General features: G+C 73.8%; 24 protein-coding genes. 13 read left to right on the top strand and 11 right to left on the bottom strand.

The genetic code is table 11. The features are described 5' to 3' along the window. Positions 1 to 89 precede the first annotated feature (89 nt). From ABZ883_RS36110 to ABZ883_RS36075, 8 genes are all read right to left on the bottom strand, one after another. Positions 90 to 683 (bottom strand): lytic polysaccharide monooxygenase, encoded by a 594-nt coding sequence (locus tag ABZ883_RS36110; RefSeq protein ID WP_360913951.1) that lies wholly within the window; start codon positions 681 to 683, stop codon positions 90 to 92. Positions 684 to 937: 254 nt separating this feature from the next. Beyond that, positions 938 to 1,960 carry a GNAT family N-acetyltransferase gene (locus ABZ883_RS36105; RefSeq protein WP_360913949.1) on the bottom strand — a complete coding sequence of 341 codons (1,023 nt, stop codon included), beginning with the start codon at positions 1,958 to 1,960 and terminating at the stop codon, positions 938 to 940. A 52-nt stretch (positions 1,961 to 2,012) separates the two neighbouring features. Beyond that, positions 2,013 to 2,645: a uridine kinase gene (locus ABZ883_RS36100; protein ID WP_360913947.1), complete on the bottom strand. Its 633-nt coding sequence runs from the start codon at positions 2,643 to 2,645 to the stop codon at positions 2,013 to 2,015. A gap of 79 nt (positions 2,646 to 2,724) precedes the next feature. Beyond that, complete coding sequence (gene gndA, locus ABZ883_RS36095) at positions 2,725 to 4,164, bottom strand: NADP-dependent phosphogluconate dehydrogenase (RefSeq protein WP_360913945.1); 1,440 nt, start codon at positions 4,162 to 4,164, stop codon at positions 2,725 to 2,727. 98 nt (positions 4,165 to 4,262) lie between these two features. Beyond that, positions 4,263 to 4,853 (bottom strand): SRPBCC family protein, encoded by a 591-nt coding sequence (locus ABZ883_RS36090; RefSeq protein WP_360913943.1) that lies wholly within the window; start codon positions 4,851 to 4,853, stop codon positions 4,263 to 4,265. A 171-nt stretch (positions 4,854 to 5,024) separates the two neighbouring features. Beyond that, positions 5,025 to 7,157 carry a SpoIIE family protein phosphatase gene (locus ABZ883_RS36085; RefSeq protein WP_360913941.1) on the bottom strand — a complete coding sequence of 711 codons (2,133 nt, stop codon included), beginning with the start codon at positions 7,155 to 7,157 and terminating at the stop codon, positions 5,025 to 5,027. Positions 7,158 to 7,333: 176 nt separating this feature from the next. Then, positions 7,334 to 7,867 (bottom strand): winged helix-turn-helix domain-containing protein, encoded by a 534-nt coding sequence (locus ABZ883_RS36080; RefSeq protein WP_360913939.1) that lies wholly within the window; start codon positions 7,865 to 7,867, stop codon positions 7,334 to 7,336. Positions 7,868 to 8,162: 295 nt separating this feature from the next. Beyond that, a complete protein-coding gene (locus tag ABZ883_RS36075; protein ID WP_360913937.1) occupies positions 8,163 to 8,363 on the bottom strand; it encodes a hypothetical protein in 201 nt (66 codons plus the stop codon). Positions 8,364 to 8,444: 81 nt separating this feature from the next. On the opposite strand from ABZ883_RS36075, the gene ABZ883_RS36070 reads away from it, so the two are divergent. Next, positions 8,445 to 10,523 (top strand): FUSC family protein, encoded by a 2,079-nt coding sequence (locus tag ABZ883_RS36070; RefSeq protein WP_360913935.1) that lies wholly within the window; start codon positions 8,445 to 8,447, stop codon positions 10,521 to 10,523. A gap of 817 nt (positions 10,524 to 11,340) precedes the next feature. On the opposite strand, the gene ABZ883_RS36065 is transcribed toward ABZ883_RS36070, so the two are convergent. Continuing rightward, the gene (locus ABZ883_RS36065) at positions 11,341 to 12,564 is read right to left on the bottom strand and encodes an acyl-CoA dehydrogenase family protein (protein ID WP_360913933.1); all 1,224 of its coding nucleotides are present in this window, start codon (positions 12,562 to 12,564) and stop codon (positions 11,341 to 11,343) included. A 126-nt stretch (positions 12,565 to 12,690) separates the two neighbouring features. Between ABZ883_RS36065 and ABZ883_RS36060 the strand changes: the two genes are divergently transcribed. Continuing rightward, positions 12,691 to 13,341 carry a TetR family transcriptional regulator gene (locus ABZ883_RS36060; RefSeq protein ID WP_360913931.1) on the top strand — a complete coding sequence of 217 codons (651 nt, stop codon included), beginning with the start codon at positions 12,691 to 12,693 and terminating at the stop codon, positions 13,339 to 13,341. Positions 13,342 to 13,355: 14 nt separating this feature from the next. Here ABZ883_RS36060 and def read toward each other — a convergent pair whose 3' ends face one another. Then, a complete protein-coding gene (gene def, locus ABZ883_RS36055) occupies positions 13,356 to 13,901 on the bottom strand; it encodes a peptide deformylase (RefSeq protein WP_360913929.1) in 546 nt (181 codons plus the stop codon). A gap of 163 nt (positions 13,902 to 14,064) precedes the next feature. Between def and ABZ883_RS36050 the strand changes: the two genes are divergently transcribed. The 6 genes from ABZ883_RS36050 (at position 14,065) to ABZ883_RS36025 (ending at position 19,696) form a co-directional block, all read left to right on the top strand. Then, positions 14,065 to 15,303, top strand: coding sequence for a MurT ligase domain-containing protein (locus ABZ883_RS36050; protein ID WP_360913927.1), 1,239 nt, complete (start codon positions 14,065 to 14,067; stop codon positions 15,301 to 15,303). 53 nt (positions 15,304 to 15,356) lie between these two features. Continuing rightward, positions 15,357 to 16,085 (top strand): glutamine amidotransferase, encoded by a 729-nt coding sequence (locus tag ABZ883_RS36045; protein WP_360913925.1) that lies wholly within the window; start codon positions 15,357 to 15,359, stop codon positions 16,083 to 16,085. A 167-nt stretch (positions 16,086 to 16,252) separates the two neighbouring features. After that, the gene (locus ABZ883_RS36040) at positions 16,253 to 17,278 is read left to right on the top strand and encodes a 6-phosphofructokinase (RefSeq protein WP_360913923.1); all 1,026 of its coding nucleotides are present in this window, start codon (positions 16,253 to 16,255) and stop codon (positions 17,276 to 17,278) included. Between the two features lie 142 nt (positions 17,279 to 17,420). Beyond that, complete coding sequence (locus ABZ883_RS36035) at positions 17,421 to 18,374, top strand: cytochrome c oxidase assembly protein (RefSeq protein WP_360913922.1); 954 nt, start codon at positions 17,421 to 17,423, stop codon at positions 18,372 to 18,374. A gap of 32 nt (positions 18,375 to 18,406) precedes the next feature. After that, positions 18,407 to 19,462 carry a hypothetical protein gene (locus ABZ883_RS36030; RefSeq protein WP_360913920.1) on the top strand — a complete coding sequence of 352 codons (1,056 nt, stop codon included), beginning with the start codon at positions 18,407 to 18,409 and terminating at the stop codon, positions 19,460 to 19,462. Between the two features lie 72 nt (positions 19,463 to 19,534). Then, positions 19,535 to 19,696 carry a hypothetical protein gene (locus ABZ883_RS36025; RefSeq protein WP_360913918.1) on the top strand — a complete coding sequence of 54 codons (162 nt, stop codon included), beginning with the start codon at positions 19,535 to 19,537 and terminating at the stop codon, positions 19,694 to 19,696. Positions 19,697 to 19,755: 59 nt separating this feature from the next. Here ABZ883_RS36025 and ABZ883_RS36020 read toward each other — a convergent pair whose 3' ends face one another. After that, positions 19,756 to 20,463, bottom strand: a complete 708-nt coding sequence (locus ABZ883_RS36020; RefSeq protein ID WP_360913916.1) for a TetR/AcrR family transcriptional regulator — start codon at positions 20,461 to 20,463, stop codon at positions 19,756 to 19,758. A gap of 124 nt (positions 20,464 to 20,587) precedes the next feature. Here ABZ883_RS36020 and ABZ883_RS36015 point away from each other — a divergent pair, with 124 nt between their 5' ends. The 5 genes from ABZ883_RS36015 to ABZ883_RS35995 all read left to right on the top strand — a co-directional run bounded on the left by ABZ883_RS36015 (position 20,588) and on the right by ABZ883_RS35995 (position 25,363). Further along, a complete protein-coding gene (locus ABZ883_RS36015) occupies positions 20,588 to 22,045 on the top strand; it encodes an MFS transporter (RefSeq protein ID WP_360913914.1) in 1,458 nt (485 codons plus the stop codon). A gap of 188 nt (positions 22,046 to 22,233) precedes the next feature. Then, positions 22,234 to 22,962 (top strand): lysophospholipid acyltransferase family protein, encoded by a 729-nt coding sequence (locus ABZ883_RS36010; RefSeq protein ID WP_360913957.1) that lies wholly within the window; start codon positions 22,234 to 22,236, stop codon positions 22,960 to 22,962. 103 nt (positions 22,963 to 23,065) lie between these two features. Then, complete coding sequence (locus ABZ883_RS36005) at positions 23,066 to 24,139, top strand: NAD-dependent epimerase/dehydratase family protein (RefSeq protein WP_360913912.1); 1,074 nt, start codon at positions 23,066 to 23,068, stop codon at positions 24,137 to 24,139. Between the two features lie 26 nt (positions 24,140 to 24,165). Next, positions 24,166 to 24,993, top strand: coding sequence for a TIGR02452 family protein (locus ABZ883_RS36000; protein ID WP_360913910.1), 828 nt, complete (start codon positions 24,166 to 24,168; stop codon positions 24,991 to 24,993). 10 nt (positions 24,994 to 25,003) lie between these two features. Then, the gene (locus ABZ883_RS35995) at positions 25,004 to 25,363 is read left to right on the top strand and encodes a cupin domain-containing protein (protein ID WP_360913908.1); all 360 of its coding nucleotides are present in this window, start codon (positions 25,004 to 25,006) and stop codon (positions 25,361 to 25,363) included. The last annotated feature ends 7 nt before the right edge of the window (positions 25,364 to 25,370 follow it).

The raw sequence follows: 25,370 nt of genomic DNA, 5'->3' as shown, positions 1-25,370 counted from the left end.
CCCACCAGGGCACCATCCCCACCGGTCACACCGGGCGCCACATCATCCTGGCGGTGGGGACCGGCGGGCCCGGCGGCGCGGCCAGGTGGTCAGTACTGCACGTCGGAGCAGGCGTAGAAGGCGTTGGTCGTGTCCGCGACGGTCCACACCGCCAGGATGATGTGGCGCCCGGTGTGACCGGTGGGGATGGTGCCCTGGTGGGTGACGGTCGCCGGGGGCCGGGCCCCGTTGTAGTTGACCGTCAGGAAGGGCGTCAGCGTGAGCGCGGACCGGGTGAGCGGCCGGCTCGGGTCGAAGCCCTGCTTGGTGATGTAGTACTTGAAGTCGGCGGTCGCGTGCGAGGCCGTGAACTGCCAGCGGAAGCTGTAGTTCTGGCCGCCGGTGACCTTGGTGGTGGGCCAGCCGGTGCCGCCGCGGGGGTTGTCGAGCTGGGCGAACCGGCTGTTGCCGCCCGCGCAGATGGTGCCGTCGGAGGGTCCGGTGGACGGGAAGCCCTTGGGGCCCTCGACACTCTGCGGCTCCCACTGGATGTCACCGCAGTTGGTCACCGTGCCGTTGGCGCACAGTTTCTGACGGCTGATCGGGGAGTCCGTGTAGCCGTGGCTGGAGGCGCTGCCGGTGGCCAGGACGGACAGTCCGGCGAGGGCGAGGCCGACTACGGCCGCGCCGAGCTTTCTGGGCATGCTTCGCTCCTCGGAGAACGTGGGGGAGTTCTGAGAGCAGTTGCGGAGCCTGCAGGACCGGCTTGGTCTGGACCAATAGTGAAGGTACCCCGATGAGTTGGTCATGTCCAGACCAAGAAAAGGAGAAGCCCCGGCCAGGACGGGGGGATCTGGCCGGGGCAGTCGCGGGGGTTCGCAGCGGAAACGATTCTCTCCTCGCGCGAACCATTGATAGTTTAACAGTCAAGGAGAGGTGGTTCGCACCACCAAACCCCTCAGCGCTGTGGGGTCGCCCACATCCTCGGGTCGAGCACGCGCTGCAGCCGGTACGCCACGGGACGGAACCCCACCGCCGGCCAATTCGCCGCCGACACCGGCGAACCCGCGGACCAGCTCGCCGTGATGTGCCGGTACCCGTGGTCGTACGCCCACGCCAGCGCGGTCGCCAGCAGCACCCGGCTGATCCCCTCGCCGCGGGCGACATGCGTCACGTACGCCTCGACCAGTTCGACGCACCCCTCCGGCACCACCGGGCCGGGCTCCGCCGGGATCAGCACGACCATGCCGATCTCCTCGCCCCGGCGCAGCGCCACCCACGCCCCGCTCCGCGGATCGGCCAGCGCGCCCGCGTAGTGCGTGCGCAGCGCGGCGAGCGCCGGCTCGGGCTGCGGACGGAACACCGCGGCACCCCGGTCGGCGCGGGCCGCCTCCACCGCCATCCGCCCGATCCGCTCCAGGTCCCCCGGTCCCGCCCGGCGCACCGACAGCGCGTCCACACCGCGCGGCTGGCGGCCCTTGGGCCGCACGGCCATCAGACCGCGGACCCGTTCCAGCCCGAAGCCGCACCGGAACCAGCCGAGCGCGGCCTCGTCGTCGGCGGGCAGGTCCACGTAGTGCACATACCGGCGGTCCGCGACCAGCCGCTGCGCCACCGTCGCGTACAGCCCCCGCAGCACGTCGTCCCGCAGCCCGTCACGGCTGGCGCGCAGCGCGTGCCCGCCGTAGCCCACCAGCGCCGAGCGGGGGTGGGCACGGAGCGCGGCCCGGTCGTCGTCGGCGAGATCCACCGGGGCCGCCACGAGGTACCCGGTCATCGTGCCGTCGCCGCCACGCGAGGCCACCGCCTCCGTGCGCGGCCCCGCCAGCATCTTCCCGAGCAGTTCCTCGCCGCCCGGCGAGCCCGCCGCCCGTCCCGGCTGGAGCGGCACCCCTCTTCGCGCCTTTCCGTACCAGCGGTCGAGCAGGGCGGCGGCTTCGGGAACGTGCTCGGCGGTCAGCGGAGCTATGGCGACAGTCATGGTGCTCCGGGACGCTAACGGTCGCCGTGGGGCGGCTGCAAGGGGCGCCCGGTCAGCCCGTCCACGCGGGGTGCCGGGGGTCGTCGGTATGGACGAGGATGTCCGCGGTCTCCCCCGGCGCGGCCTCCCGCTCGTACCGCTCGTAGGCCGGGAGCGTCCAGCGCTCCTCCTCCGGGGTCCGGCGGGCCAGCGCCCCCTGCGACATCCGCAGGTGCACGCTCAGGTCGAACGGGAACCCGTAGCCCTGCAGCAGCGCGCCCTCCAGGAGCAGCACGCCGCCCGGCGGCAGTTCCTCGTACGCCGCGCGGGTCGCGCGGTCCGTCTCCGGGTTCCAGCGCGACGGCAGCACCCGCCCGCTGCCGCCGGGCGCGAGCGGGTCGAACACCTCGCGCCACAGCGCGCCGGTGTCGAGCCAGCGGTCGTAGTAGGCGTCGGGGTCCCGGCGCCCCAGTTCGAAACGCTGCGAGGCGGGCTGCCAGTACGTCCGCGCGGCGACCCGCAGCACCGGCCGCCCGCGCAGCCGCAGGGCGTCCGCGAGGCTTTCCGCCAGGGCTTCGGGACGCGCCGCGGGAGCCCCGTCGACGGCCACGCGCGGGTGCTCTCCCCCGTCCTGCGGCTTCAGTTCCACCACGCGGTCGGCCAGCGCTTCGGTCAGCCGTTCCCAGCTCACGGGGGTCAGTCGCACGCCCCCATTGTGCAGCGGCCGTCCGGCGGCGCGTCCACCCGCCCTCGCGGAGGGGGACGGGCCGCCGGACGACCGGGGATCAGCCGGCGGGGATCTCCGAGCGGTCCCCGCCCCACAGCGTGTGGAACGCGCCCGGCTTGTCGACGCGCCCGTACGTGTGCGCCCCGAAGAAGTCCCGCAGCCCCTGGACGAGCGCGGCGGGCAGCCGGTCCGCGCGCAGCGCGTCGTAGTACGCGAGTGCGGCGGAGAACCCGGGTGCGGGGACGCCGAGTTGGGCGGCGGTGGTCACGACGCGGCGCCAGGCGTCCTGGGCGGAGCCCACCGCGTCCGCGAAGTGGGCGTCCGTCAGCAGGGTGGCACGGCCGGGATCGGAGTCGTACGCCTCCTTGATGCGGTTGAGGAAGCGGGCCCGGATGATGCAGCCGCCGCGCCAGATGGTGGCCATGGCGCCGGGGTCGACGTTCCAGCCGAACTCCGCGCTGCCGGCCTGGATGAGGTTGAAGCCCTGGGCGTAGGCGACGATCTTCGACGCGTACAGCGCCTGCTCGACGTCGTCGGCGAAGCGGTCGCTCGCCGCGCTGTCGAGCCAGGTCTCGCTGGGGCCGGGCAGTCCGCCGCTGGCCTCGCGCAGCTCGGTGCTGCCGGACAGCGAGCGCGCGAAGACGGCCTCGGCGATGCCGGACGCCGGGACGCCGAAGTCGAGCGCGTTCTGCACGGTCCAGCGGCCGGTGCCCTTCTGCTCGGCGCGGTCGAGGACCACGTCGACGAACGGCTTGCCGGTGTCGGCGTCGGTGTGCGCCAGCACCTCGGCCGTGATCTCCACCAGGTACGACTCCAGGCGGCCGGAGTTCCACGTCCGGAAGATGTCCGCGATCTCGCCCGGCCGCTTGCCCGCCGCGTGCCGCAGCAGGTCGTACGCCTCGGCGATGAGCTGCATGTCGGCGTACTCGATGCCGTTGTGCACCATCTTCACGAAGTGCCCGGCGCCGTCGGGGCCCACGTGCGTGCAGCACGGGACGCCGTCGACCTTGGCGGCGATGTCCTCCAGGATCGGGCCGAGGGACTCGTACGACTCGGCCGAGCCGCCCGGCATGATCGAGGGGCCGTTGAGCGCGCCCTCCTCGCCGCCGGAGATGCCGGTGCCGACGAAGTGCAGGCCCTGCTCGCGCAGTGCCTTCTCCCGGCGCCGGGTGTCGCGGTAGTCGGCGTTGCCGCCGTCGACGACCATGTCGCCCGGTTCGAGGAGCGGCACGAGTTCGTCGATCACGGCGTCGGTGGGGCCGCCGGCCTTGACCATGATGATGATGCGCCGGGGACGTTCCAGGGAGTCGACGAACTCCTTGAGGGTCTCCGCGGGGTGGAATTCGCCCTCGCCGCCGAACTCCTCGACCAGGGACCGCGTCCTTGCCGGAGTGCGGTTGTGCAGGGCCACCGGGTGACCGTGCCGCGCGAGGTTCCTGGCCAGGTTGCGGCCCATGACCGCCAGTCCGGTGACGCCGATGCGGGCCTGCTCCGCCATCTGCGGGTCCTCTCTGTTCAGTCGTGCGGGGGTGGGGCACCTACGGCGTCCAGCCTGTCAGCGAAGTACCCGGATCGAGGGAACTTCGGGCGGATCCGTCAGGTGCCCGTGCCTATGCGGTCCTGACCTGCTACACGGGGCAGTGCGGGACGCAGGGCGGCCGCCGCCGGCAACGCGGCGGCGGCCGGGGCGCGCGGGGCGGCGGCACGTACCTGCCCGGCCGGCGGGGGAGGCTGCGGGGGCGCCACCAGGGGGCAGCCGAGCGCCTCGCGGAGCCGGCGCGCGTCCTCGGGGAGGTCGCGGCGCCACGCCCAGCCGAGGAAGGGTGCCAGCAGCAGCATGCCCCCGCCGAGCGTGCTGGTGACGCTGAGCTGCACGAACGAGCCCTGGGAGTGCGGCAGCATACGGAAGGCGTACTCGGGGACCTGGGTGCCCAGCGGGCTCCACATCCGCCGCCCCCGGTAGGTGATCCTGCGGCAGGGCTGGTAGACCGAGCAGACCAGCCGGTGTTCGCGGTGTCGGCCGGGGTAGTGGTAGCGGTACACCGCGCGCTCCCCCGGGGGCACGCCCTCCGTCGAGACGGCGGCCACGCCCGAACTCCACATCTGGAGGTTGCGGGCGTCCGCCAGGAAGTCGAAGACCTCTTCCACGGTTCGGGTGACGATCACGCTTGTAGACACCGTCGGCATCGCAGACCTCCCCGGTGCCGGCGCGGCCAGCATGTGAGCAGTTCCCTCTTGGCTCCTCACCGACAGCGTGCGGGGCAAACGGCGGCGTGTCGTGGCGAGTGAGCCGTACGGGTGAATCCGCGGCCCATGACCGGCCGAAACGGCACCCGGGCGGAACGCCGGCGCTTGCTTTCAGCCGATCGGGGTAGCGGGGTCCTGCCCGCCGGTGCCCGCGTCGTGGAACTCGCACCACACGGACTTGCCCGAACCGTGCGGTTCGACGCCCCAGGCGTCGGCGAGCCGGTCCACCAGCAGCAGCCCGCGGCCGGACAGCTCGCCGTCGCCGGGCTCCCGGCGACGCGGCCAGTTCGCGGCCAGGTCGTGGACCTCGACGCGCAGCCTGCGGGGGACGCCGGCCTCGCCGTGCGCCGGGGCCGGGTCGGGGAGCAGGCGCAGGGTGAGCACGGCGCCGCCGTCGGTGTGCACCAGGGCGTTGGTAATCAGTTCGTCGGCGGCGAGCTCGGCCTCGTCCGCCCGGCCGGGCATGCCCCACGCCGCCATGGCCTCGCGGACCGTGGCACGGGCCTCGGCGAGGGCTCCGGGGTCGCCCGGGGCGACGTGCTGGTGCCGCCGGCGCGCCGGGGCCGACGTGACGTCGCCGTCGCGGCGCAGCAGGAGCAGGGCCATGTCGTCCTCGGTGGCCGGCTCGCCCATGACGGCGGTCAGGTGGTCGGCCAGGTTCTGCAGGCCGCACGGCCCGTCGCGCAGCGCGCCGGCCAGCAGGCGCACACCGTCGTCGAGGTCGGCGCCCGGCCGCTCGACGAGTCCGTCACTGAACATCAGAAGGGTGTCGCCCGGGGCGAGTTCGGCCGCGGTCACCGGGTACTCGGGCGGGCCGAACTGCGCGGCCAGCCCGAGCGGGAGCCCACCGGAGGCGGGCAGGACGCGGACAGTGCCGTCGGCCTGCCGTACCAGCGGGTCGATGTGCCCGGCCCGGACCACGAGGGTGGCACCGGTCGCGGGGTCGGCCTGCGCGTACAGGCAGGTGGCGAAGCGGTCGGTGTCCAGCTCGTGCAGGAAGGCCGAGGCGCGGGCCATGACGCTGGCCGGCGCGTGGCCCTCGGCGGCATAGGCGCGCAGCGCTATCCGCAACTGCCCCATGACGGCGGCGGCATGGGTGTCGTGCCCCTGGACGTCGCCCACGACGACGGCGACCCGGCCGCCGGGGAGCGCCACGACGTCGTACCAGTCGCCGCCGATGTCCCGGGCCAGCCGCGCGGAGCGGTAGCGCACGGCTATCTCGGCGCCCGGGACGTCCGGGATCGTGCGGGGCAGCATGGCGGTCTGCAGGCCCTGCGCGAGGTCGTGCTCCTGGTCGTACAGCATGGCCCGCTGGAGGCTCTGGGCGATGCTGCCGCCGAGCGCGATGAGCAGGTCGCGCTCCTGCGGGGAGAACGTCGTCTTGTGCCGGTACAGCAGACCCAGCGCGCCGATCGGCTCTCCCTGCGCGATGAGCGGCAGATAGGCCGCGGCCGAGGGGCCCAGCGGCTCGATGTGCGGCCACAACTCCGGGTAGCGGCGGGCGAATTCCTCGGGCGAGGTGATGAAGCGCGGCGTCAGCGTGCGGACGACCTCGCTCATCGGGTAGTCCTCGTCGATCCGGGTGTACTGGAGCTCGGGGACCCAGCTGGTCTCCTTGGCGTCGCTCACCACATGCACCCGGCCGCCCTCGACCTGGCCGAGGAAGAGGCTGGCGATGCCGAGCCGGTCCATCCTGCGGTTGCCGGTCAGGGCGGCGGTCACGTCGCGAACGGTCACGGCCCGGGCCAGGGAGGCGGTCACCTCCAGGACGAGATCGCTCTCGGTGGACCGGTCCTCCTCGCGCAGACAGGCGGCGGCCTGGACGAGTTCGTCGGTGGCGTCGATGACGATGCCGATCACGCGGCGGGCCCGGCCCTCGCCGTCGCGCACGACGCGGCCGCGCAGACGGACCCAGCCGTGGCGCCCGTCGCGGCGGGTGAGCCGGCTGTACGCGCCCCAGGAGGCGCGGCCCTCGGCGAGCGCCTGCTTGATCGTGCGGTCGACGGCGGCGGCCTCGTCCGGCGCCAGCCGGGCGAACATGGCGCGGGGGTCGCCGTCGAACTCCTCGGGGTCCACGTCAAGGGCCCGCTGCGCCTCGCCGTCCAGGTGCACCCGGTCGAGGTCGAGGTCCCAGTCGAAGCCGCCCACGCCGTTGAGCGCCATGTGGAGGGCCGGGGAGGCGGGCCAGCCGGGCGGCACGGGTGTCCCGGTCACCGGGGGCGCCCACTCCCGAGACTCAGCCATCACGCCCTCCGGACCTGCCTCCGCCGCGCCGAACCGCGCCGGAAATGGGGACAGCGTACCCATAGTCCGGTGGGGGGAGATGCCGCGGACGTCACATGTGGGAAAAGAAGGCGCCGCCGGGGGCCACGGGGGCTCCCCGGCGGCGCCGCAGAACCGGTCCGCGGGCTGACGCTCCCTCAGCGGACCGCGGGCGGCGCGTACTTGTAACCGACCCGCCGCACGGTCACGATGCTCGCGCGGTGCTCGGGCCCGAGTTTGCGGCGCAGCCGCGCGACATGGACGTCGACGGTGCGGCCGTCACCCACATGGCCGTACCCCCAGACGGTGGTGACGAGCTGGTCCCGGGTGTGCACCCGGTGCGGGTGGGCGACGAGATGGGCGAGCAGCTCGAACTCCAGATAGGTGAGATCGAGGGTGCGGTCGTGCACGTGGGCGACCCGCCGCTCGGTGTCGACGCGCACCAGCGGTGGCGGCGCGGACGCGGCGGACGGCTCCGGCACGGGTGACGCCTGCTCGGCGGGCACGAGGACCAGATAGCCCACCATCGGGGGCTGCCCGGCCAGTTCGGGGATCACATGCCCCGGAGCGGGCAGCCAAGTGGCTCCGGGCGGCAGGAAGTCGGGAACGGGCGGCGGGACCTCGCCGGGGCGCACGGCGCGCAGCCGCTGGCGGCCGGCACCCGGCACGGGGACGGAAGGGGTGAGCGACATGGGGTCTCGGTTCTTTCGCGCGAAGGAGTCGTGGACGACGTCTTGCGCGGGACGACCGGGACACCGACAGCGGGCGGCAGCCTGAATCGGTGGCGTCAGCTGTGGGCCGGGGTCCGCGCGGGAACCGCGCGGCAACACTCCCGGTCGAAGTGGTACTGCTGCCGGGACGGCCAGAACGGCTCGAGGTCGCTGCGACCTGTCGCGATGTCAGTGAGGCCAGCCATGAAAACCATTGAACCATGCCCCCCGGCCACCGCGGGCGCGAATGCGCGACCCCTGCCGTCCGGGCCCCTCCTCACAGCGGCTGCGGCTCCGGCTGCGGTTCGGGCGCGGGATCGGGGTCCGGCCGCGAGGGCGGCTCGGGCAGCGGGTCCGGGGCGGGACCGGGCACCGGGGTCGGCGACGGCGGGACCGGATCGGGCGGGAAGGGCGGCACGGGGTTCGGGGACGGCACAGGAGGCACGGTCGCGCGGGGAGCGCGGGCAATGGCGGTCATGACGGGATGTCCTCCTCGGGGCTCGCCGGAACGGATCGTGCGCTGCGCTTACCCGGCACTTCCGGACCTATCCTCTGGATCATGAGCTGGTTGCGCGCGGTGGGCCGGGCCGCCCGTGCGGGGCTGCGGCTGGAGCGCACCAGGCTGGAGCCGCTGATCGCCCTGCGCGGCGCCGCGGGCGTCGCCGTCGTGGTCGGCGTGACGCTGTGGCTCGCCTCCCCGGTGGTCGCCGCGTCCTCCGCCTTCGGGGCCTTCGCCTCGGGCATGGCCACCTTCCAGCGCAGCTGGCGCCCGCGACCGCTGCTCGCCCTGGTGACCGGGGCCGGGCTGGCGGTCAGCACCTTCCTGGGCTACCTCGCCGGCGCGCACTGGGCCCTGTTCGTGGTGCTGCTCGCGGTGTGGGCGTTCCTCGCGGGCACGGCGTGGGCGCTGGGGCCGACGGCGGGCCTCGTGTCGTCGCTGACGGTCGCGGTGATGCTGGTCGTCATCACGCTGCCCACGTCGGTGGCGACGGCGCTGGGCCACGCCGCGGTGATCGCCGCCGGCGGCGCGGTGCAGGCCGCGCTGATCGTCATCTTCCCCGTACGGCGCTGGGGGCCGCAGCGCGACGCCCTGGCCGACGCCTTCGCCGCCGAGGCGGACTACGCCCGCCGGCTGCGGCACGACCCGGTGGCGGCGTTCGACCCCGCGCCGCTGATGGCCGCGCGCAGTGCCGCCACGGTGACGCCCCGCCAGGCCCGGCGCCGCCCCGCGGCACTGCGCGGCAAACGCGTACTGGCCGAGCGCATCCGCCCCGTCCTCGCCTCGCTGGCCGACCCGGCGGTCGGCGCGGCCGCCGAGGGACCCGAGCGCGACCGGGCCCGGCAGCTGCTGGCGGCCGCCGCCGACGTGCTGGACGCCGTGGCGCGGGCCGTACGGGAGGCGGAGCCCGTGCGGGTGCCGGCGGAGGCCGAGAGCGTGGCACTGGTCGAGCCGGGACCCGGGGACCAGCTCAGCGGACCCGCCCGGCGCACCGGCCTGCGGCTGATCGCACTGCTCGGCGAGGCCGTGTCCTCCGCGACCCGCCGCGAGGGCGCCGCCGGCACGGACACCGCGCACCTGCGCCGGCCGACCCTGTGGGAACTCGTGCCGCTGACCGTCCGCACGGTGCGCCGGGAGCTGCGCCGGGACTCGCCCGTCCTCCGGCACGCGATCCGGCTCGCCACGGTCACCCCCGCCGGCTACGCCCTGGGCGCCGCACTGCCGCTCGGCCACGGCTACTGGGCGCCGCTGACCTCGGTGATGGTCATGCGGCCCGACTTCTCGCAGACGTACGCGCGCGGCGTGGCGCGCTTCGTCGGCACGCTGGCCGGGGTGACCGTGGCGACCGCCGTCATGCAGGCGTTCTCCCCCGGGACATACCTGTGCGCGGCCCTGGCCGTGGTCTCGGTCGGTCTGCTGTACCTGCTGATGCGCACCGGCTACCTGGTCTCGCAGGTCGCCGTCTCCGCGTACGTGGTGTTCCTGCTGGGCATGGCCGGCGCCCAGTGGACGCAGACCGTGCCCGAGCGGGTCCTGCTGACCCTGCTCGGCGGGCTGCTGGCGATGATCGGGTACGCCGTCTTCCCGGCGTGGGAGACGCCCCGGCTGCGGGACCGGCTCGCGGAGCGCATCGAGGCGACCGGGCGCTACGCCGCCACCGCGCTCGAGGCGCACGGCGCCCCCGGGAAGGGCCGCCGCGAGGCCGTGCGCTCCGCACTGCTGGACGCGCGCGCCGCCGCGCTCGCGTGGGACCAGGCCGTGGCCCGCGCGAACGCCGAACCGGTCCGCGGCCGCGGACTGTCCCGCCGCTCCGCGGACGCCGCCGACGCCGCGCTCTCGGCCCTGGGCCGCATCCCGATGCTCATGGAGGCCCACCTGCCCGCGCCGGACGCACCGCCGGTGCCGGACGCCGTCCCCTTCGCCGCCGCGCTGCGCGACGCCACGGCCCGGGGCGCCGCCGCGGTCCGCACCCGGCGCCCGCCGGACTTCGCCGGCGTCCGGGCGGCGCTGGGGCGGTGGTCGCCGTCTGCGCAGGACCGCGTGGTGCGCCGCAGCGCGGAACTCCTCGTCGAAACGCTCGACGATCTCGAAGCCGCCTTCCGCCCCCTCCCCCGCACCCGCCCCTCCCGCCGCCGCTGACGCGCCCCGCGGGCGCGCCGACCGGGATCCCGTCCGGGCGGGTTGACGCGCCCCGGCCACACCGAACCCCCGCCCCGCACGGCACGCGGCACCCGGTCGTGCGGGCGGTGAGGCGGGCACCGCGGCGCCGGACCCAGGCATCCGGCAGACGAGACCGACCCCGGCCCGGGGGCGGCAGCAGCCATCGCGAATCCGCCGCTGACACGCCCTGCAGACGAGGCGGCCCCGGCTCGGCCCGCACCGGCCTTCGCGGAAGCGCCAGGAAGGGCCGCGTGGTGCCCCGCAGCGCCGAGCCCAGGCGTCCGGCAGTCGACGTCGGGCCCTGTGATCCGCCGGAGGCGCCCGGGCAAGGCGCGGTCCCCCGGCTGGTTCGGCGTCGCCGGGACGACCCGGCCCCTTGAGCGGGTGGCGAACTCGGCGGCGCCGAGCTCCTCGGCCGAACGCTGACGTCCCCGACGCGGGCCCGGCATCGCTCAGTCGCGGACCGCCAAGGGCCGCGGCGTGCACTCGAACGCCGAACGCGCGTGTGCCGCGTGCCGAACCCGCGCCTGCGGCGAACGCACAGGTCCCCACGCATCGGCCGGAGACGCCTGAAGAGGGCGCCGTCCCCCGGCTCGGTCGACAACGGCGGGACGCCCCGGGCCCTGTGCCGGGTACGGAACGCTCCCTCGCGCCGGCGCGGGGCCGAACCCCAGGTACGCGGCAGCGCCGAGCGTCGGCGGGACGACCCGACGCCGCACGCCGGACACCCCTGCTGCACGAGCACCCGCGCCCGCGGGGCCGAGGTGCCTGCCCCGGGCCCCCGCGGAGCGGAGCGTCAGCGGATGGGGACGCCGGAGAGCGTGCGGGCGATCACGAGGCGCTGGATCTCGCTCGTGCCCTCGAAAATGGTGTAGATGGCCGCATCGCGGTGCATGCGCTCCACCGGGTACTCACGGGTGTAGCCGTTGCCGCCGAGGATCTGGATGGCCTGGCCGGTGACCTTCTTGGCCGTCTCGCTGGCGAAGAGCTTGGACATCGAGCCCTCCGCCGACGTGAAGGGCTTGCCCGCGACCGCCATCCAGGAGGCGCGCCACACCAGCAGGCGTGCGGCGTCGATCCGGGTGCGCATGTCGGCGAGCTGGAAGGCGACGCCCTGGTTGTCGATGACGGGGCGGCCGAACTGGGTGCGGGTCGTCGCGTAGTCGAGGGCGACCTCGTACGCGGCACGGGCGGTGCCGACCGCCATCGCGCCGACCGCGGGCCGGGATGCCTCGAACGTGGCCATGGCCGCGTTCTTGAGGCGTTCGCCGCCCTGCGCGCGCTCCCGGGCCCGGGCGAGGCGCTCGTCGAGTCGGTCCTTGCCGCCGAGCAGGCAGTGGCCGGGGACGCGGACGCCGTCGAGGACGACCTCGGCGGTGTGCGAGGCGCGGATGCCGTGCTTCTTGAACTTCTGGCCCTGCGCGAGACCCGGGGTGCCCGGCGGGACGATGAACGAGGCGTGGCCCTTGGAGCCCAGCGCGGGGTCGACGACCGCGACGACGACGTGGACGTTGGCTATGCCGCCGTTGGTCGCCCAGGTCTTGGTGCCGTTGATGACCCACTCGTCCTTGGCCTCGTCGTACACCGCGATGGTCCGCATGGCGGCGACGTCGGAGCCCGCGTCCGGTTCCGAGGAGCAGAAGGCGGCGACCTTCACGTCGGCGGGGTCGCCGTACATCTGCGGGATCCAGGTGCCGATCTGCTCGTCGGTGCCGTTGGCGAGGACGCCGACCGCCGCGAGGCCGGTGCCGACGATGGACAGGCCGATGCCGGCGTCCCCCCAGAACAGCTCCTCCATGGCGACCGGGATGCCCAGTCCCGTGGGGTCGAAGTACTGCTGGGCGTAGAAGTCCAGCGAGTACAGGCCGATCTTCGCGGCCTCCTGGATGACCGGCCAGGGGGTCTCCTCGCGCTCGTCCCACTCCGCCGCCGCCGGGCGCATGACGTCGGCCGCGAAGCCGTGGACCCAGTCGCGCACCGTTTTCTGGTCGTCATTGAGCTCGAGCGTGAAGCCGCTCATCGGTCCCCTCCACGTGCTGGTTACTTGCGGTAACGCCAGTCTGTTACCGGCTGGTAAGGACTGTCAACCGGACCTGGGGTGTTACGTTGCGCAGACGGGAGAAATCGAACGGGCGGGGAGGCTCGGGTGGGTACCAGCCAGCGGCAGGACCAGCGAACGGCGACCGCGGCGGAGGAACGCCGCAGGGAGCTGCTCGAGGCCGCGGACCGCGTCGTGCTGCGGGACGGCCCGGAGGCGTCCATGAACGCGATCGCCGCCGAGGCGGGCATCACCAAGCCCATTCTGTACCGGCACTTCGGCGACAAGAGCGGTCTTTACCGTGCCCTGGCCATCCGTCACACCGACGCGCTGCTCGCCAACCTGCGGGCCGCCCTGGACGCGCCGAACGAGCGCCGCGACCGGGTCGAGGCGACCCTGCACGCGTACCTGTCCGCCATCGAGGCCCGGCCGCAGGTCTACCGCTTCCTGATGCACCCGTCGGAGCACCCCTCCGAGGGCGAGCGCGGCTTCGACGTCGGCCGCCACTCGGCCCCGGTGCTGCGCCGCATGGGCGAGGAACTGGCCCGCTTCATCGCCGAACGGCTGGACCTGGGCCCCGACGGCCAGGAGGCGGCCCGGGTCTGGGGCCACGGCATCGTCGGCATGATGCACGCCGCCGGCGACTGGTGGCTCGGTGAACGCCCCTGCTCCCGCGACGTACTGGTGCGCCACTTGGCAGACCTGCTGTGGGGCCGGCTGGCCGCGGTGGGCGACCGCCCCGGCGCGCCGCTCCGGTAGACCCCGCGGATGTGTCAGCCGGACACCGCCCACGGCGCGCGGCGGGCGGCGCGCAGAGTGCGACGCAGGCGCAGCCCGCTGAGCCGGTCGGTGAAGACACCGCCGTCGAGGTGGTCGCACTCATGCTGGAGGCAGCGGGCGAAGAAGCCGGTGCCCTCCACCCGCAGCGGCCGGCCGTGCAGGTCGACGCCCTCCACGGTGATCTCGTCGTGGCGGGGCGTGGGCGCGTGCACCCCGGGGAGCGACAGGCAGCCCTCGTGGCCGGTCACGGTGACGCCGCCGATGTGCGTCACCCGCGGATTCACCACATGGCCGAGATGGCGGACGTCCTCGTCGTCCGGACAGTCCCACACGAACACGCGCAAGGGGACGCCGATCTGGTTCGCGGCCAGCCCGACCCCGTCACGGGCGTACATCGTGGCGTACAAGTCCTCTACGAGCGTGGCGAGTTGGACGTCGAAGGCGGTCACCTCGCGGCAGGGCGCGGTCAGCTGGGGGTCTCCCAGCAGCCGCATCGGACGGACGGTCCCGGAGCTGCCGGGGATGGTGACGTGGGGCATGCGGGCCAGCGTACGGGGGCGGCTCGTTTCGGCGCCGGTAGGGGAAGTGGATAGGCTGATCGGCGACCGATGCCTTCCGGCCGGTGCGATGGCCGGGGCACGCGCTCCGGCCGACCGCCGGGGAGGGCGGACAGGGCCGGACGCGAGGAGGATGGTGGAGACGATGGCAGGCAACGCGGAGCCACTGTCGCCGCGGGCGAAGCTGGCCGTGACGGCGGGCAAGGCCGCGGCGGCGGTGTCGCGGGCGGCGGGACGCGGCAGCGGATCGGTGATCGGCGGCCGGGTGGCGCTCAAGCTCGACCCGGACCTGCTGGCCCGGCTGGCGACGCACCTCGACGTCGTGCTCGTTTCGGCCACCAACGGCAAGACCACCACCACCCGGCTGCTCGCCGAGGCGCTGCGCGCCAACGGCGAGGTCGTCTCCAACGCGCTCGGCGCCAACATGCCGGCCGGCATCACCTCGGCCCTGGCGGGCGGCTCCGAGGCCCGCTACGGCGTGATCGAGGTCGACGAGAAGTATCTGGCCGGTGTGGCACGGGACGTACGCCCCAAGGCCATCGCCCTGCTGAACCTCTCCCGCGACCAGCTGGACCGGGCCGCCGAGACCCGCATGCTCGCGGAGAAGTGGCGCGAGGGGCTGGCCGGCACCGACGCGATCATCATCGCCAACGCCGACGACCCGCTGATCACCTGGGCGGCGTCCTCCTGCCCCACCGTGGTGTGGGTCGCGGCCGGACAGGAGTGGAAGGACGACGCCTGGTCCTGCCCCTCCTGCGGCGGTGTGCTGCAGCGCCCCTCCGAGGACTGGTTCTGCGGCGAGTGCGGCTTCCGCCGCCCGACCCCGACCTGGGCGCTCTCCGGCGACCACGTGATCGACCCCTACGGCTCCGCCTGGCCGATCCAGCTGCAACTGCCCGGCCGCGCCAACAAGTCCAACGCCACCGTCTCGGCGGCCGCGGCCGCCGCCTTCGGCGTGGACCCCAAGGTCGCGCTGGAGCGGATGTACAAGGTCCAGGCGGTGGCCGGACGCTACGACGTGGTGCAGTTCCAGGGCCGCGACGTGCGCCTGCTGCTGGCGAAGAACCCGGCCGGCTGGCTGGAGACCTTCTCGCTCATCGACCGGCCGCCGACGCCGGTGATCCTCTCGGTGAACGCCCGCGGCGCCGACGGCACGGACACCTCCTGGCTGTGGGACGTCGACTACACCCGGCTGTCCGGGCACCCGATCCGCGTGATCGGCGACCGCAAGCTGGACCTCGCGGTCCGCCTGGAGGTCGCCGGGCTGCAGTTCCAGGTGTGCGCGGACTTCGACGAGGCGGTGCGCACCTCGCCGCAGGGCCGGATCGAGGCCATCGCCAACTACACCGCGTTCCAGGACCTGCGCCGCCGCGTCGGCAACTGACCCGGCACCTCCGCCGCCTTCTTCGACTCCCGCCCCCGTAAGGAGGACACACCATGAGCGACTCCAGCCTGCGCCTGGTGTGGGTCTACCCCGACCTGCTCAGCACCTACGGCGACCAGGGCAACGCGCTGGTCACCGAGCGCCGTGCGCGCCAGCGCCGGATCCCGGTCACCCGCATCGACGTACGGTCCGACCAGCCGATCCCGACCTCCGGTGACATCTACCTCATCGGCGGCGGCGAGGACCGGCCGCAGCGGCTGGCCGCCGAGCGGCTGCGCCGTGACGGCGGGCTGAACCGCGCGGTCGACAACGGCGCCATCGTCTTCTCGGTCTGCGCCGGCTACCAGATCCTCGGCCACGAGTTCGTCAACGACCTCGGCCGCCCCGAGCCGGGCCTGGGCCTGCTCGACGTGGTCAGCGTCCGCGGCGAGGGCGAGCGGTGCGTCGGCGACGTCCTGGCCGACATCGACCCGGCGCTCGGCCTGCCGCCGCTGACCGGCTTCGAGAACCACCAGGGCATCACGCACGTGGGCAAGTACGCCCGCCCGCTCGCCCGCACCCGGTTCGGCAACGGCAACGGCACGGGCGACGGCACCGAGGGCGCGTACAACGACACCGTCTTCGGCACGTACATGCACGGTCCGGTCATGGCCCGCAACCCGCAGATCGCGGACATGCTGATCAAGCTGGCGATGGACGTCAGGGCGCTGCCGCCGGTCGACGACGAGTGGTACGAGGCGCTGCGCGCCGAGCGGATCGCCGCCGCCTCGCAGCCCGCCTGAAGCAGCGGTACCGGGAGCGGGGCCCGGGCCGGGAGTGTCCGCAGTGCGGGCGGCGTTTCCGTCGTCCGTACCCGGCTCGATAACGTAGGTATCGCGGTGCGCGCGCCGCGGGTCCATCCGGACGACGGCGTCCGGCGCCCGGATCGATCTTCCAGGAGTAACGAGCAATGCGTATTGGTGTGCTGACGAGCGGCGGCGACTGCCCCGGCTTGAACGCCGTCATCCGGTCGGTCGTGCACCGGGCGGTCGTCGACCACGGGGACGAGGTCATAGGCTTCCACGACGGGTGGAAGGGCCTCCTCGAATGCGACTACCGCAAGCTCGACCTCGACGCGGTGGGCGGCATCCTGGCCCGCGGCGGCACGATCCTCGGGTCCTCCCGGGTCCGCCCCGAGCACCTGCGGGACGGCGTGGAGCGGGCCAAGGGTCACGTCGCCGACCTGGGTCTCGACGCGATCATCCCGATCGGCGGTGAGGGCACCCTGAAGGCCGCCCGCCTGCTGTCGGACAACGGGCTGCCCATCGTGGGTGTGCCCAAGACCATCGACAACGACATCGCCTCCACCGATGTCACCTTCGGCTTCGACACCGCCGTCACCGTCGCCACCGAGGCGCTGGACCGCCTCAAGACCACCGCCGAGTCGCACCAGCGGGTGCTGATCGTCGAGGTCATGGGGCGGCACACGGGCTGGATCGCGCTGCACTCCGGCATGGCGGCCGGCGCGCACGCGATCGTGGTGCCGGAGCGTCCCTTCGACATCGAGGAGCTGACCCGGCGGGTCGGCGAGCGCTTCTCGGCCGGCAAGAAGTTCGCCATTGTGGTGGTCTCCGAGGGCGCCAAGCCGCGCGAGGGCACCATGCCGTTCGAGGCCGGCGTCAAGGACGCGTACGGCCACGAGCGCTTCACCGGCATCGCCACCCGGCTCTCGATCGAGCTGGAGGAGCGGCTGGGCAAGGAGGCCCGCCCGGTGATCCTCGGCCACGTGCAGCGCGGTGGCACGCCGACGGCGTACGACCGCGTGCTGGCCACCCGCTTCGGCTGGCACGCCGTGGAGGCCGCGCACAACGGCGACTTCGGCATGATGACGGCGCTGCGCGGCACCGACATCACCCTGGTCCCGCTGGCCGAGGCCGTCGAGCACCTCAAGACGGTCCCCGCCGAGCGCTACGTCGAGGCGGAGTGCGTGCTCTGACACGCCGGTCACGCCTCCTGGAACCGCCCCCGGCCGCACCCGCGGCCGGGGGCGGTTCTAGTCTGGTGCGGGCGCACCCGCCCCAACCGGCACATTGCCGACGGCGCGGTGCGCGCGGACGGGCACGACAGGAGAGTGACGGATGGACCACGGCGGACACGGCATGATGACGGAGCTCCCGCCGTTCACCCTCGGCCGGGGGCTCGCCTTCAGCGGGGACCCGGTGTTCCTCGTCGGCTGCGTCCTCGCCCTGGCCCTGTACGGCTTCGCCGTCGTACGGCTGCGCGGCCGCGGCGACCGCTGGCCGGCCGGGCGCGTCGTCGCCTTCGCCCTCGGTGTGCTGTCCATCGCTCTGGCGATGTGCACCAAGCTGAACGACTACGGCATGGTCGTGTTCAGCGTCCACATGGTGCAGCACATGGTGCTGTCCATGGTCGCCCCGATCCTGCTGCTGCTCGGCGCCCCGGTGACCCTGGCGCTGCGCGCGCTGCCCGCCGCCCCGCGCGGCAGCAAGGGGCCGCGGGAACTGCTCGTCGCGCTGCTGCACAGCCGCTACATGCGGGTGGTCACGCATCCCGCGTTCACCATCCCGCTGTTTGTCGCCAGCCTGTACGGGCTCTACTTCACCCCGCTGTTCGACACCCTGATGGGCAGCCGGGCCGGGCACATCGCGATGATGGTGCACTTCCTCGGCGTGGGCCTGGTCTTCTTCTGGCCGATCATGGGCGTCGACCCCGGGCCGCACCGGCCGGGGTATGTGATGCGGATGCTGGAGCTGTTCGCGGGCATGCCCTTCCACGCCTTCTTCGGCATCGCGCTGATGATGGCCTCCGAGCCCATGATCCGCACCTTCCAGCACCCGTCGGCCTCGCTGGGGATCGACGCCCTCGACGACCAGACCGCCGCGGGCGGCATCGCCTGGGCGTTCAGCGAGATCCCCTCGGTGCTCGTGCTGGTGGCGCTGCTGATCCAGTGGTACACCTCGGAACAGCGGCACGCGCGCCGCAAGGACCGCGCAGCGGACCGCGACGGTGACGCGGAACTGGCCGCCTACAACGCCTACTTGGCATCCTTGGAGGCGCGGGGTCGGGGCTGACCGGGGCCACCCGCCGCGAAGGGAGGCCCTCGATGGGCGACCAGGTACGGATCTCGGGCGACGCACTGCTGCTGCCGGGCGGTGTGACGGTGCGCTTCATGCGCACGCTGCGGCTGCCCGAGACGGGCACGCACCCCCTGCCACCAGGACTCGGCACCTTCCCGCTGCGCCGCGTCGCGGACTTCCCCGACCGTGCGCCCGAGCAGTGGCTCGCGCGCGGCGGCGTCATGCTGCCGGTCTACCAGCGCGAGGCGATGTGGCTGAGCTTCTCGGCCGCCGCGCCCGCCGCGCTCCAGGTGGGGGTCGGCAAGGTCTGCGCGGTCTCGGGCGCACCGTGGAGCGACCGCCTCACGCAGAACCCGCAGAACTATGTGGTGCTGCCCCGCCAGCCCTGGCTGGACGGCATCAACTCCGGCTCCGGCACAATCCGGCAGTTCGTCGCCGTGCCCCTGGGTCTGGGTGCGACCGTCGAGGGCCAGGTCACCGGCGAGGAGGTCTGGGGCGGGGTGCAGCTCCAGGTCTTCGAACTCCGCGAGGAGCGGCTGGCGGCGTGGCAGGCCGAGCAGCGGCGCGGAACCGGTGTGCCCCGGCCGGCCTTCGGCGGGTACGGCGGCCCCACGGGCGCCGCGCCGATGGCACCGATGGCCCCCATGGCGGCGCCCGCTCCCGGCGCGGCACCGTCCGCACGGACCCGCGGGCCGGCGCGGTCCGCGCCCGCGATGGGGCTGGGCGCCGGCGGGCGGATGCGTCAGGAGGTCTACCGCGACGACCGCAAGCCGTCGCACTGGCGGGACGAGCCGTCGGGCCGGATCTTCGTCCACCTCACGACGGCTCCCGAGTGGCGGCGCATCACCGGCGAGGCGCCGCCGCCGTCCCCGGTGAACCGCGCGGCGTACACGGCGGCCGGGCTGCCGTGGTTCGACTACTACGACGCCGACGCGGAGGACCTGGCGGCGCCCGAGACCCTGGGCCAGGTGAAGCCGGTCGGCGACTGGCTGGGCGAGGACGAGTCCCCGTGGGTGCCCCCGGTGCCGGGCCAGGTGCAGCAACTGGGCGACGGGGGCAAGGTCACGGACGGCGACTGGTAGCGCCCCGGGGCCCGTCGGGGCGACCATGGTCTCCGGGCCGCCGCCGTGCGCCGCCCGGGGAGGAGGGCCACGATGCCCGTACCTGCGAAGGCGATGATCGCGCTCACGGTGGCCTGCCTGGTCGCCGTGACCGCGTACACGGTGGCCCTCGGGCCGAACGGCTGGCTGTGGTTCGCCTGGGTCGTGCTCGGCCTCGCGACGATCGGCGTCTTCGCGATCCGCACCCCGCACTGACGGGCACGGGCCCTGCGGTCGCTCCTCCCAAGCCTTGTGAGCGCGGGTCGCGGGGGCGCTCAGGCGCCCGGGGCGTGGCGTGCCAGGCCGGAGACGAGGAGGTCGAGGCCGAACTCGAAGCGCTCGTCGCCCTCGCTGCGGGTGAGCGCGTCGACCATGCCGGTGATGTGGGGGAACCGGTCCGGCGGGAGTGAGGCGAAGTACTCGCGGGCGCGGGCCACCTGCTCCTCCAGGCTCACCTCGGGCGCGCCGAAGCCCTGTGCGCGCTGCGCATCCTCCACCGCGGTCGCCGTGATGAAGAGCGCCAGGGCGTCCACCCCGTAGGAGCAGACCCGGTCGGACAGGCCGCCGGCCTTGAGGATCGCGAGCATGGCCTCGGCGTTGAGCAGGGCGTTGGGGCCCGAGGGGATGCCCTGGCCCAGGGCGGCCCGGGACAGGTCGCGGTGGGCAACCAGGACCCGGCGGCCCTCGCGGGCCATCTCCTTGACCTGCTCCTGCCACCGTTCGGGATCCGGCTCCGGGCGGGTCACATCGGCCTGGATGCGGTCCAGGAGGAGTTCCAGCAGCCCCTCCTTGTTGGCCACGTGCGCGTAGAGCGAGGCGGCACCGGTGTCCAGCTCCTGGGCGACCCGGCGCATGCTCAGCGCGTCGAGACCCTCGACGCCGACGATCCGCAGGGCGGCGGTGACGACCACCTCCTGGTTGAGCGTGCGGCGGGGGGCCTTCTTGCGCTCGGGGCGCCAGGGCGGTGCGGGGAGCGATGTCACGGGCTGCGTACCTCCGGGAGCGGAACACGAACAGCGTACTTGACACGAACGTCGTTCGTCTTCTAGAACACTGTTCGTTCAACACGAACGCCGTTCGTGCGGCGTGACCGCCCCGGAGGCCCTCATGAGCACCGAAGCAGCCCTCTCCCCGCCCACACCCACGGCCGCCCCGCGCGCCGGCCACCCCCTGCGCAAGCTCGGGCTCGCCGTGGTCCTGGCCGTCGAGATCATGGACCTGCTCGACGCCACGATCGTCGGCGTCGCCTCACCGTCCATCCGCGCCGACTTCGGCGGCAGCTCCACGCAGATCCAGTGGATCACCGCCGCCTACACCCTCACCTTCTCCGTGCTGATGATCACCGGGGCGCGGCTCGGCGACATCGTCGGCCGCCGCCGGATGTTCCTGATCGGGCTCGCCGGGTTCACGGTCTGCTCCGCGCTGTGCGCGGCCGCGGGCTCGGCCGGGATGCTGATCGGCGGGCGGGCCGCCCAGGGGGTGTTCGCCGCGATGCTGGTCCCGCAGGGTCTCGGCATCCTGCGCCAGATGTTCCCGCCGCAGGAACAGGGCGCGGCCTTCGGCGCCTTCGGGCCGGTCATGGGACTGGCCGCGGTCGCCGGCCCGGTGCTGGGCGGCTTCCTCACCGACGCGGACCTGTTCGGCTCCGGCTGGCGCGCGGTCTTCCTGATCAACGTCCCGATCGGTGCCGTGGCCTTCCTGGCGGCCCTGCGCATCCTCCCCGAGGGCCGCGCGCCGCACGCGCCGCGGCTCGACCTCCCCGGGTCGGCGCTGGTCAGTCTCGGCGTGCTCATGCTGGTCTACCCGCTGGTCCAGGGCCGCGACCTGGGCTGGCCGCTGTGGACGTACCTGTCGATGGCGGGCGCGGTCCCGGTGTTCTGGCTCTTCGCCCGCTATCAGCGGCGGCTGGTGGCCCGCGGCGGATCGCCGCTGGTCGAGCCCGGGCTGTTCCGGCACCGCGGCTTCAGCGCCGCGCTCGTCGTGGGCGTCGTCTTCTTCGCGGCGATCAGCGGGCTGATGCTCGTGCTCACGCTGCACCTTCAAGTGGGCCTGGGCTACAGCGCCCTGCACGCCGGTGCCTCGATGATCCCCTGGTCCGCGGGCACCGTGATCGGCGCCGTCCTCTCCGGGGCGGTCCTCGGCCCGAAGTACGGCCGGCTCACTATCCAGGCGGGCTTCGCGCTGTCCGCCGTCGGAGTCGCCGCGCTCGCCCTCACCGTGCACCTCGCGGGCCACGGGGCGACCACCTGGCAGCTGCTGCCCGCGCTGCTGCTCAACGGCTTCGCGATGGGCCTGGTGATGGCGCCGTTCTTCGACATCGCCCTCGCCGACGTCGAGGAGCACGAGAACGGATCGGCCTCCGGCGTCCTCAACGCCGTTCAGCAGTTCGGCGGTTCGGTGGGCGTCGCGGTCCTCGGCACGGCCTTCTTCTCGTACGCGGCCGGACCGGACACCGTGGACGCCGCCCAGTGGACGGCCCTCATGGCGGCGGCCGCCTTCGTCGCGGCGCTGGCGGCGGCGTTCCTGATGCCCCGTCATGCCCGGGAGAACGCGACGGGGCACTGACGGCGTGACTCGGGCCAGGTGCGGCCAACTGGGTCGTCTCCGCACCGACTTCGCGCCGCATCGGCACGTCGGCCGCCCGCGACCGGTGACGGACAGCGAGGCGGGGACCTACACTGGCCGTCCCCGACACGCCTTCCGACGTGGCAGAACACTGCCCCGAGGCCGAGCCGGACGGTTGGGAGTCGCCCGTGTTCTACTACGTGCTCAAGTACGTGCTCCTCGGCCCGCTCCTCAGGCTGCTGTTCCGCCCGAGGATCGAGGGCATGGAGAACATCCCCGAGAAGGGGGCGGCGATCGTCGCCGGGAACCACCTGTCGTTCTCCGACCACTTCCTGATGCCGGCGATCCTGCCGCGCCGCATCACGTTCCTGGCGAAGGCGGAGTACTTCACCGGCCCGGGCCTCAAGGGCCGTCTGACCGCGGCCTTCTTCCGCAGCGCGGGGCAGATCCCGGTCGACCGCTCCGGCGGCAAGGCAGGCGAGTCGGCGGTCCGTGAAGGGCTGAAGGTGCTGGCCGCCGACGAGTTGCTCGGCATCTACCCCGAAGGCACCCGCTCGCACGACGGGCGGCTGTACAAGGGCAAGGTGGGCGTGGCGACGATGGCCCTGCGTGCCGGGGTCAAGGTGATCCCCTGCGCGATGATCGGCACGTACGAGATCCAGCCCGCCGGGCGCCGGCTGCCGCGCATCAAGCCGGTGATCATCCGCTTCGGCGAACCGCTGGAGTTCTCGCGCTTCGAGGGCATGGACCACGAGCGCTTCGTGGTGCGCTCCGTGACCGACGAGATCATGTACGCCATCATGGAGTTGTCCGGCCAGGAGTACGTGGACCGGTACGCCGCGGACGTGAAGGCGGAGCAGCAGCAGGGCCGGGGACCGGGACGCGGAGCCGGCTCCCGGCTCCGGCGCGGCGCCTGAGCCGCGCCGCTCCCGTCGCGTCCCGCCCCTTTGCGCCGTCAGCGGATCCGCGCAGGGTGAACCGGCCTGGCCGTAGCCCCGCGCGGCCGCCTAGCGTCGCCGCATGACGACGGGAACGGCATTCGTGATCGGGGCGACGGGGCAGATCGGGCGGGCGGCGGTGCGGGCGCTCGCGGCGGACGGCTGGGAGGTGCGCGCGGCCTCCCGCGGAGGTGGCGGCGATGTGCCCTGGCCCGAAGGGGTGCGGCCGGTCGCGGTGGACCGCGAGGACACCGCGGCCCTGGCCGCGGCACTCGGCGAGGGCTGCGACCTGCTGCTGGACTGCGTGGCGTACGGGGCGGACCACGCAAGCCAGTTGCTGGACCTGTCCGGGCGGATCGGCTCGGCCGTCGTCGTCTCCAGCTGCTCGGTCTACCAGGACGACAGGGGCCGCAGCCTGCAGACCCAGGGGGAACCGGGCGGCGCCCCGGTCCTGCCGGTCCCCGTCCCCGAAACTCAGTCGCTCGTGCCGGCCGGACCGGACGACTACGCCACCCGCAAGGTCGCCCTCGAATGTGAACTCCTGGCGGCGGGGGACCGGTTGCCGACCACACTGCTGAGGGCGGGCGCGATCCACGGGCCGCACAGCCTGCGTCCGCGCGAGCTGTACTTCGTCAAGCGTGCCCTGGACAAGCGGCCGGTCCTGATCCTCGCCCACAACGGCGAGAGCCGCTTCCACCCGGTCCACACCGCCAATCTGGCCGAGCTCGTGCGGCTCGCCGCCCGCCGCCCCGGCTCGCGGGTCCTCAACGCCGGTGATCCGTACGCCCCGACGGTCGCGGAGATCGCCGCCGCGACCGCCGAGCTGCTGGGCCATGACCCCGAGATTGTCCTGGTGGACGGGCCGCCGCCCGCCGCGAACGTCGGTGACACGCCCTGGAGCGCGGAGCACCCCTTCGTGCTCGACATGACGGCCGCCGAACGCGAGCTGGGCTACCGCGCCGTGACGGGCTGGGCGGAGTCGCTGCCGGAGACCGTGGACGAGCTCGTGGCACGGCTCGGCGACCGCGACTGGCGTGCCGCGTTCCCGGTGCTGGCCACGACGTACGACCGCTTCGGTGACCTCTTCGACTACGCGGCCGAGGACCGCTGGCTGGCCGGGGGAAAACCCCTCGCTCCCCGGACGGCCCGCCACTAGCCTTCCGGCGTGCGAAGGAGACAGTCATGAGCGCCCGGCTGCGGGCGATCGCCCGGGAGACGGAGTCCGTTGTCGCCGCGGGCGGTTACCGCACGGCGCGCGGGACCGAGGTGTCGATCGGCGCGGCGGTGGAACGGGCCGTCGCGGGGACCCGGATCCTCGGGCCGGAGCCCGTCGAGCCCGGAGCGGCCCCGGCCCTGGCGGTGCCGACCGCCTTCGAGGTGACCGGCGAGGACAGCCTTCAGGCGGCCGGACGCCTCGTGCGCGAGGACGCGGCCCCCGTCGCGGTCCTCAACTTCGCCTCGGCCCGCAATCCCGGCGGCGGCTACGTCAACGGCGCGCAGGCCCAGGAGGAGGCGCTGTGCCGCGCCTCGGCGCTGTACACGACGCTGCTCGCCGCCCGGGACTTCTACACGTGGCACCGCACCGACGGCAGTCCCTTCTACAGCGACCGCGTCGTCCACTCCCCCGCCGTCCCGGTGTTCCGCGACCCGCGCGGGGAGTTGCTGGAGGAACCGTTCGCGGCGGGCTTCCTCACCTGCGCCGCGCCCAACGCCGGGGTCGTCGAACTCCGCGACCCGCCCGCCGCCGTCCGGCTGCCCGCCGCGATCGACGCGCGGGCCGGCCGGGTGCTGGAGGTCGCGGCTGCGGAAGGGTACCGGGCGCTGGTGCTGGGCGCGTGGGGCTGCGGGGTGTTCCGCAACGACCCGGCGCGCGTCGCGGGCGCCTTCCGCGGACTGCTCGCCCCCGGCGGCCGCTTCGCGGAGCGCTTCGACCGGGTCGTTTTCGCCGTTCTGGACCGGCAGCGGGACGCGCCCACCCGCGCGGCCTTCGCCGCCGCGTTCCCCGGGTAGGGAGTAGGGCATGACCATGGACAAACGCAACATCGACACCGTCATGGACGCCGTGGAGCAGAAGTGGCTCCCGCACGTCCTGGCCGAGGTCAACGACTACGACGTCAAGGTCGCCAACGTCGAGGGCGAGTTCGCCGAGCACAGCCACGCCGGCACCGACGAGTTCTTCCTGGTCCTGGCCGGCCGGCTGCACCTGGACCTGCCGGACCGCACGGTCACGCTCGGCCCGCACGAGGTGTTCACGGTGCCCAGGGGCGTCCCGCACCGGCCGCGTGCCGAGGAGGGCACCCGCATCCTGATGTTCGAGCCCCGTGGCACGGTCAACACCGGCGACGGCAATGAGGGCACGACGGGCGTGCGCCCGGACTGACCGTCCG

Source organism: Streptomyces sp. NPDC046977 (assembly GCF_040644455.1).
GTDB lineage: Bacteria > Actinomycetota > Actinomycetes > Streptomycetales > Streptomycetaceae > Actinacidiphila.
This window is presented reverse-complemented; position numbering and strand designations above follow the sequence as displayed.

What these genes read in the sequence shown, in the direction of transcription:
- ABZ883_RS36110 (WP_360913951.1), bottom strand. Translation starts at nt 683, where the DNA reads ATGCCCAGAAAGCTCGGCGCGGCCGTAGTCGGCCTCGCCCTCGCCGGA.
- ABZ883_RS36105 (WP_360913949.1), bottom strand. Translation starts at nt 1,960, where the DNA reads ATGACTGTCGCCATAGCTCCGCTGACCGCCGAGCACGTTCCCGAAGCC.
- gndA (WP_360913945.1), bottom strand. Translation starts at nt 4,164, where the DNA reads ATGGCGGAGCAGGCCCGCATCGGCGTCACCGGACTGGCGGTCATGGGC.
- ABZ883_RS36090 (WP_360913943.1), bottom strand. Translation starts at nt 4,853, where the DNA reads ATGCCGACGGTGTCTACAAGCGTGATCGTCACCCGAACCGTGGAAGAG.
- ABZ883_RS36085 (WP_360913941.1), bottom strand. Translation starts at nt 7,157, where the DNA reads ATGGCTGAGTCTCGGGAGTGGGCGCCCCCGGTGACCGGGACACCCGTG.
- ABZ883_RS36080 (WP_360913939.1), bottom strand. Translation starts at nt 7,867, where the DNA reads ATGTCGCTCACCCCTTCCGTCCCCGTGCCGGGTGCCGGCCGCCAGCGG.
- ABZ883_RS36075 (WP_360913937.1), bottom strand. Translation starts at nt 8,363, where the DNA reads ATGACCGCCATTGCCCGCGCTCCCCGCGCGACCGTGCCTCCTGTGCCG.
- ABZ883_RS36070 (WP_360913935.1), top strand. Translation starts at nt 8,445, where the DNA reads ATGAGCTGGTTGCGCGCGGTGGGCCGGGCCGCCCGTGCGGGGCTGCGG.
- ABZ883_RS36065 (WP_360913933.1), bottom strand. Translation starts at nt 12,564, where the DNA reads ATGAGCGGCTTCACGCTCGAGCTCAATGACGACCAGAAAACGGTGCGC.
- def (WP_360913929.1), bottom strand. Translation starts at nt 13,901, where the DNA reads ATGCCCCACGTCACCATCCCCGGCAGCTCCGGGACCGTCCGTCCGATG.
- ABZ883_RS36050 (WP_360913927.1), top strand. Translation starts at nt 14,065, where the DNA reads ATGGCAGGCAACGCGGAGCCACTGTCGCCGCGGGCGAAGCTGGCCGTG.
- ABZ883_RS36045 (WP_360913925.1), top strand. Translation starts at nt 15,357, where the DNA reads ATGAGCGACTCCAGCCTGCGCCTGGTGTGGGTCTACCCCGACCTGCTC.
- ABZ883_RS36040 (WP_360913923.1), top strand. Translation starts at nt 16,253, where the DNA reads ATGCGTATTGGTGTGCTGACGAGCGGCGGCGACTGCCCCGGCTTGAAC.
- ABZ883_RS36035 (WP_360913922.1), top strand. Translation starts at nt 17,421, where the DNA reads ATGGACCACGGCGGACACGGCATGATGACGGAGCTCCCGCCGTTCACC.
- ABZ883_RS36030 (WP_360913920.1), top strand. Translation starts at nt 18,407, where the DNA reads ATGGGCGACCAGGTACGGATCTCGGGCGACGCACTGCTGCTGCCGGGC.
- ABZ883_RS36025 (WP_360913918.1), top strand. Translation starts at nt 19,535, where the DNA reads ATGCCCGTACCTGCGAAGGCGATGATCGCGCTCACGGTGGCCTGCCTG.
- ABZ883_RS36015 (WP_360913914.1), top strand. Translation starts at nt 20,588, where the DNA reads ATGAGCACCGAAGCAGCCCTCTCCCCGCCCACACCCACGGCCGCCCCG.
- ABZ883_RS36005 (WP_360913912.1), top strand. Translation starts at nt 23,066, where the DNA reads ATGACGACGGGAACGGCATTCGTGATCGGGGCGACGGGGCAGATCGGG.
- ABZ883_RS36000 (WP_360913910.1), top strand. Translation starts at nt 24,166, where the DNA reads ATGAGCGCCCGGCTGCGGGCGATCGCCCGGGAGACGGAGTCCGTTGTC.
- ABZ883_RS35995 (WP_360913908.1), top strand. Translation starts at nt 25,004, where the DNA reads ATGACCATGGACAAACGCAACATCGACACCGTCATGGACGCCGTGGAG.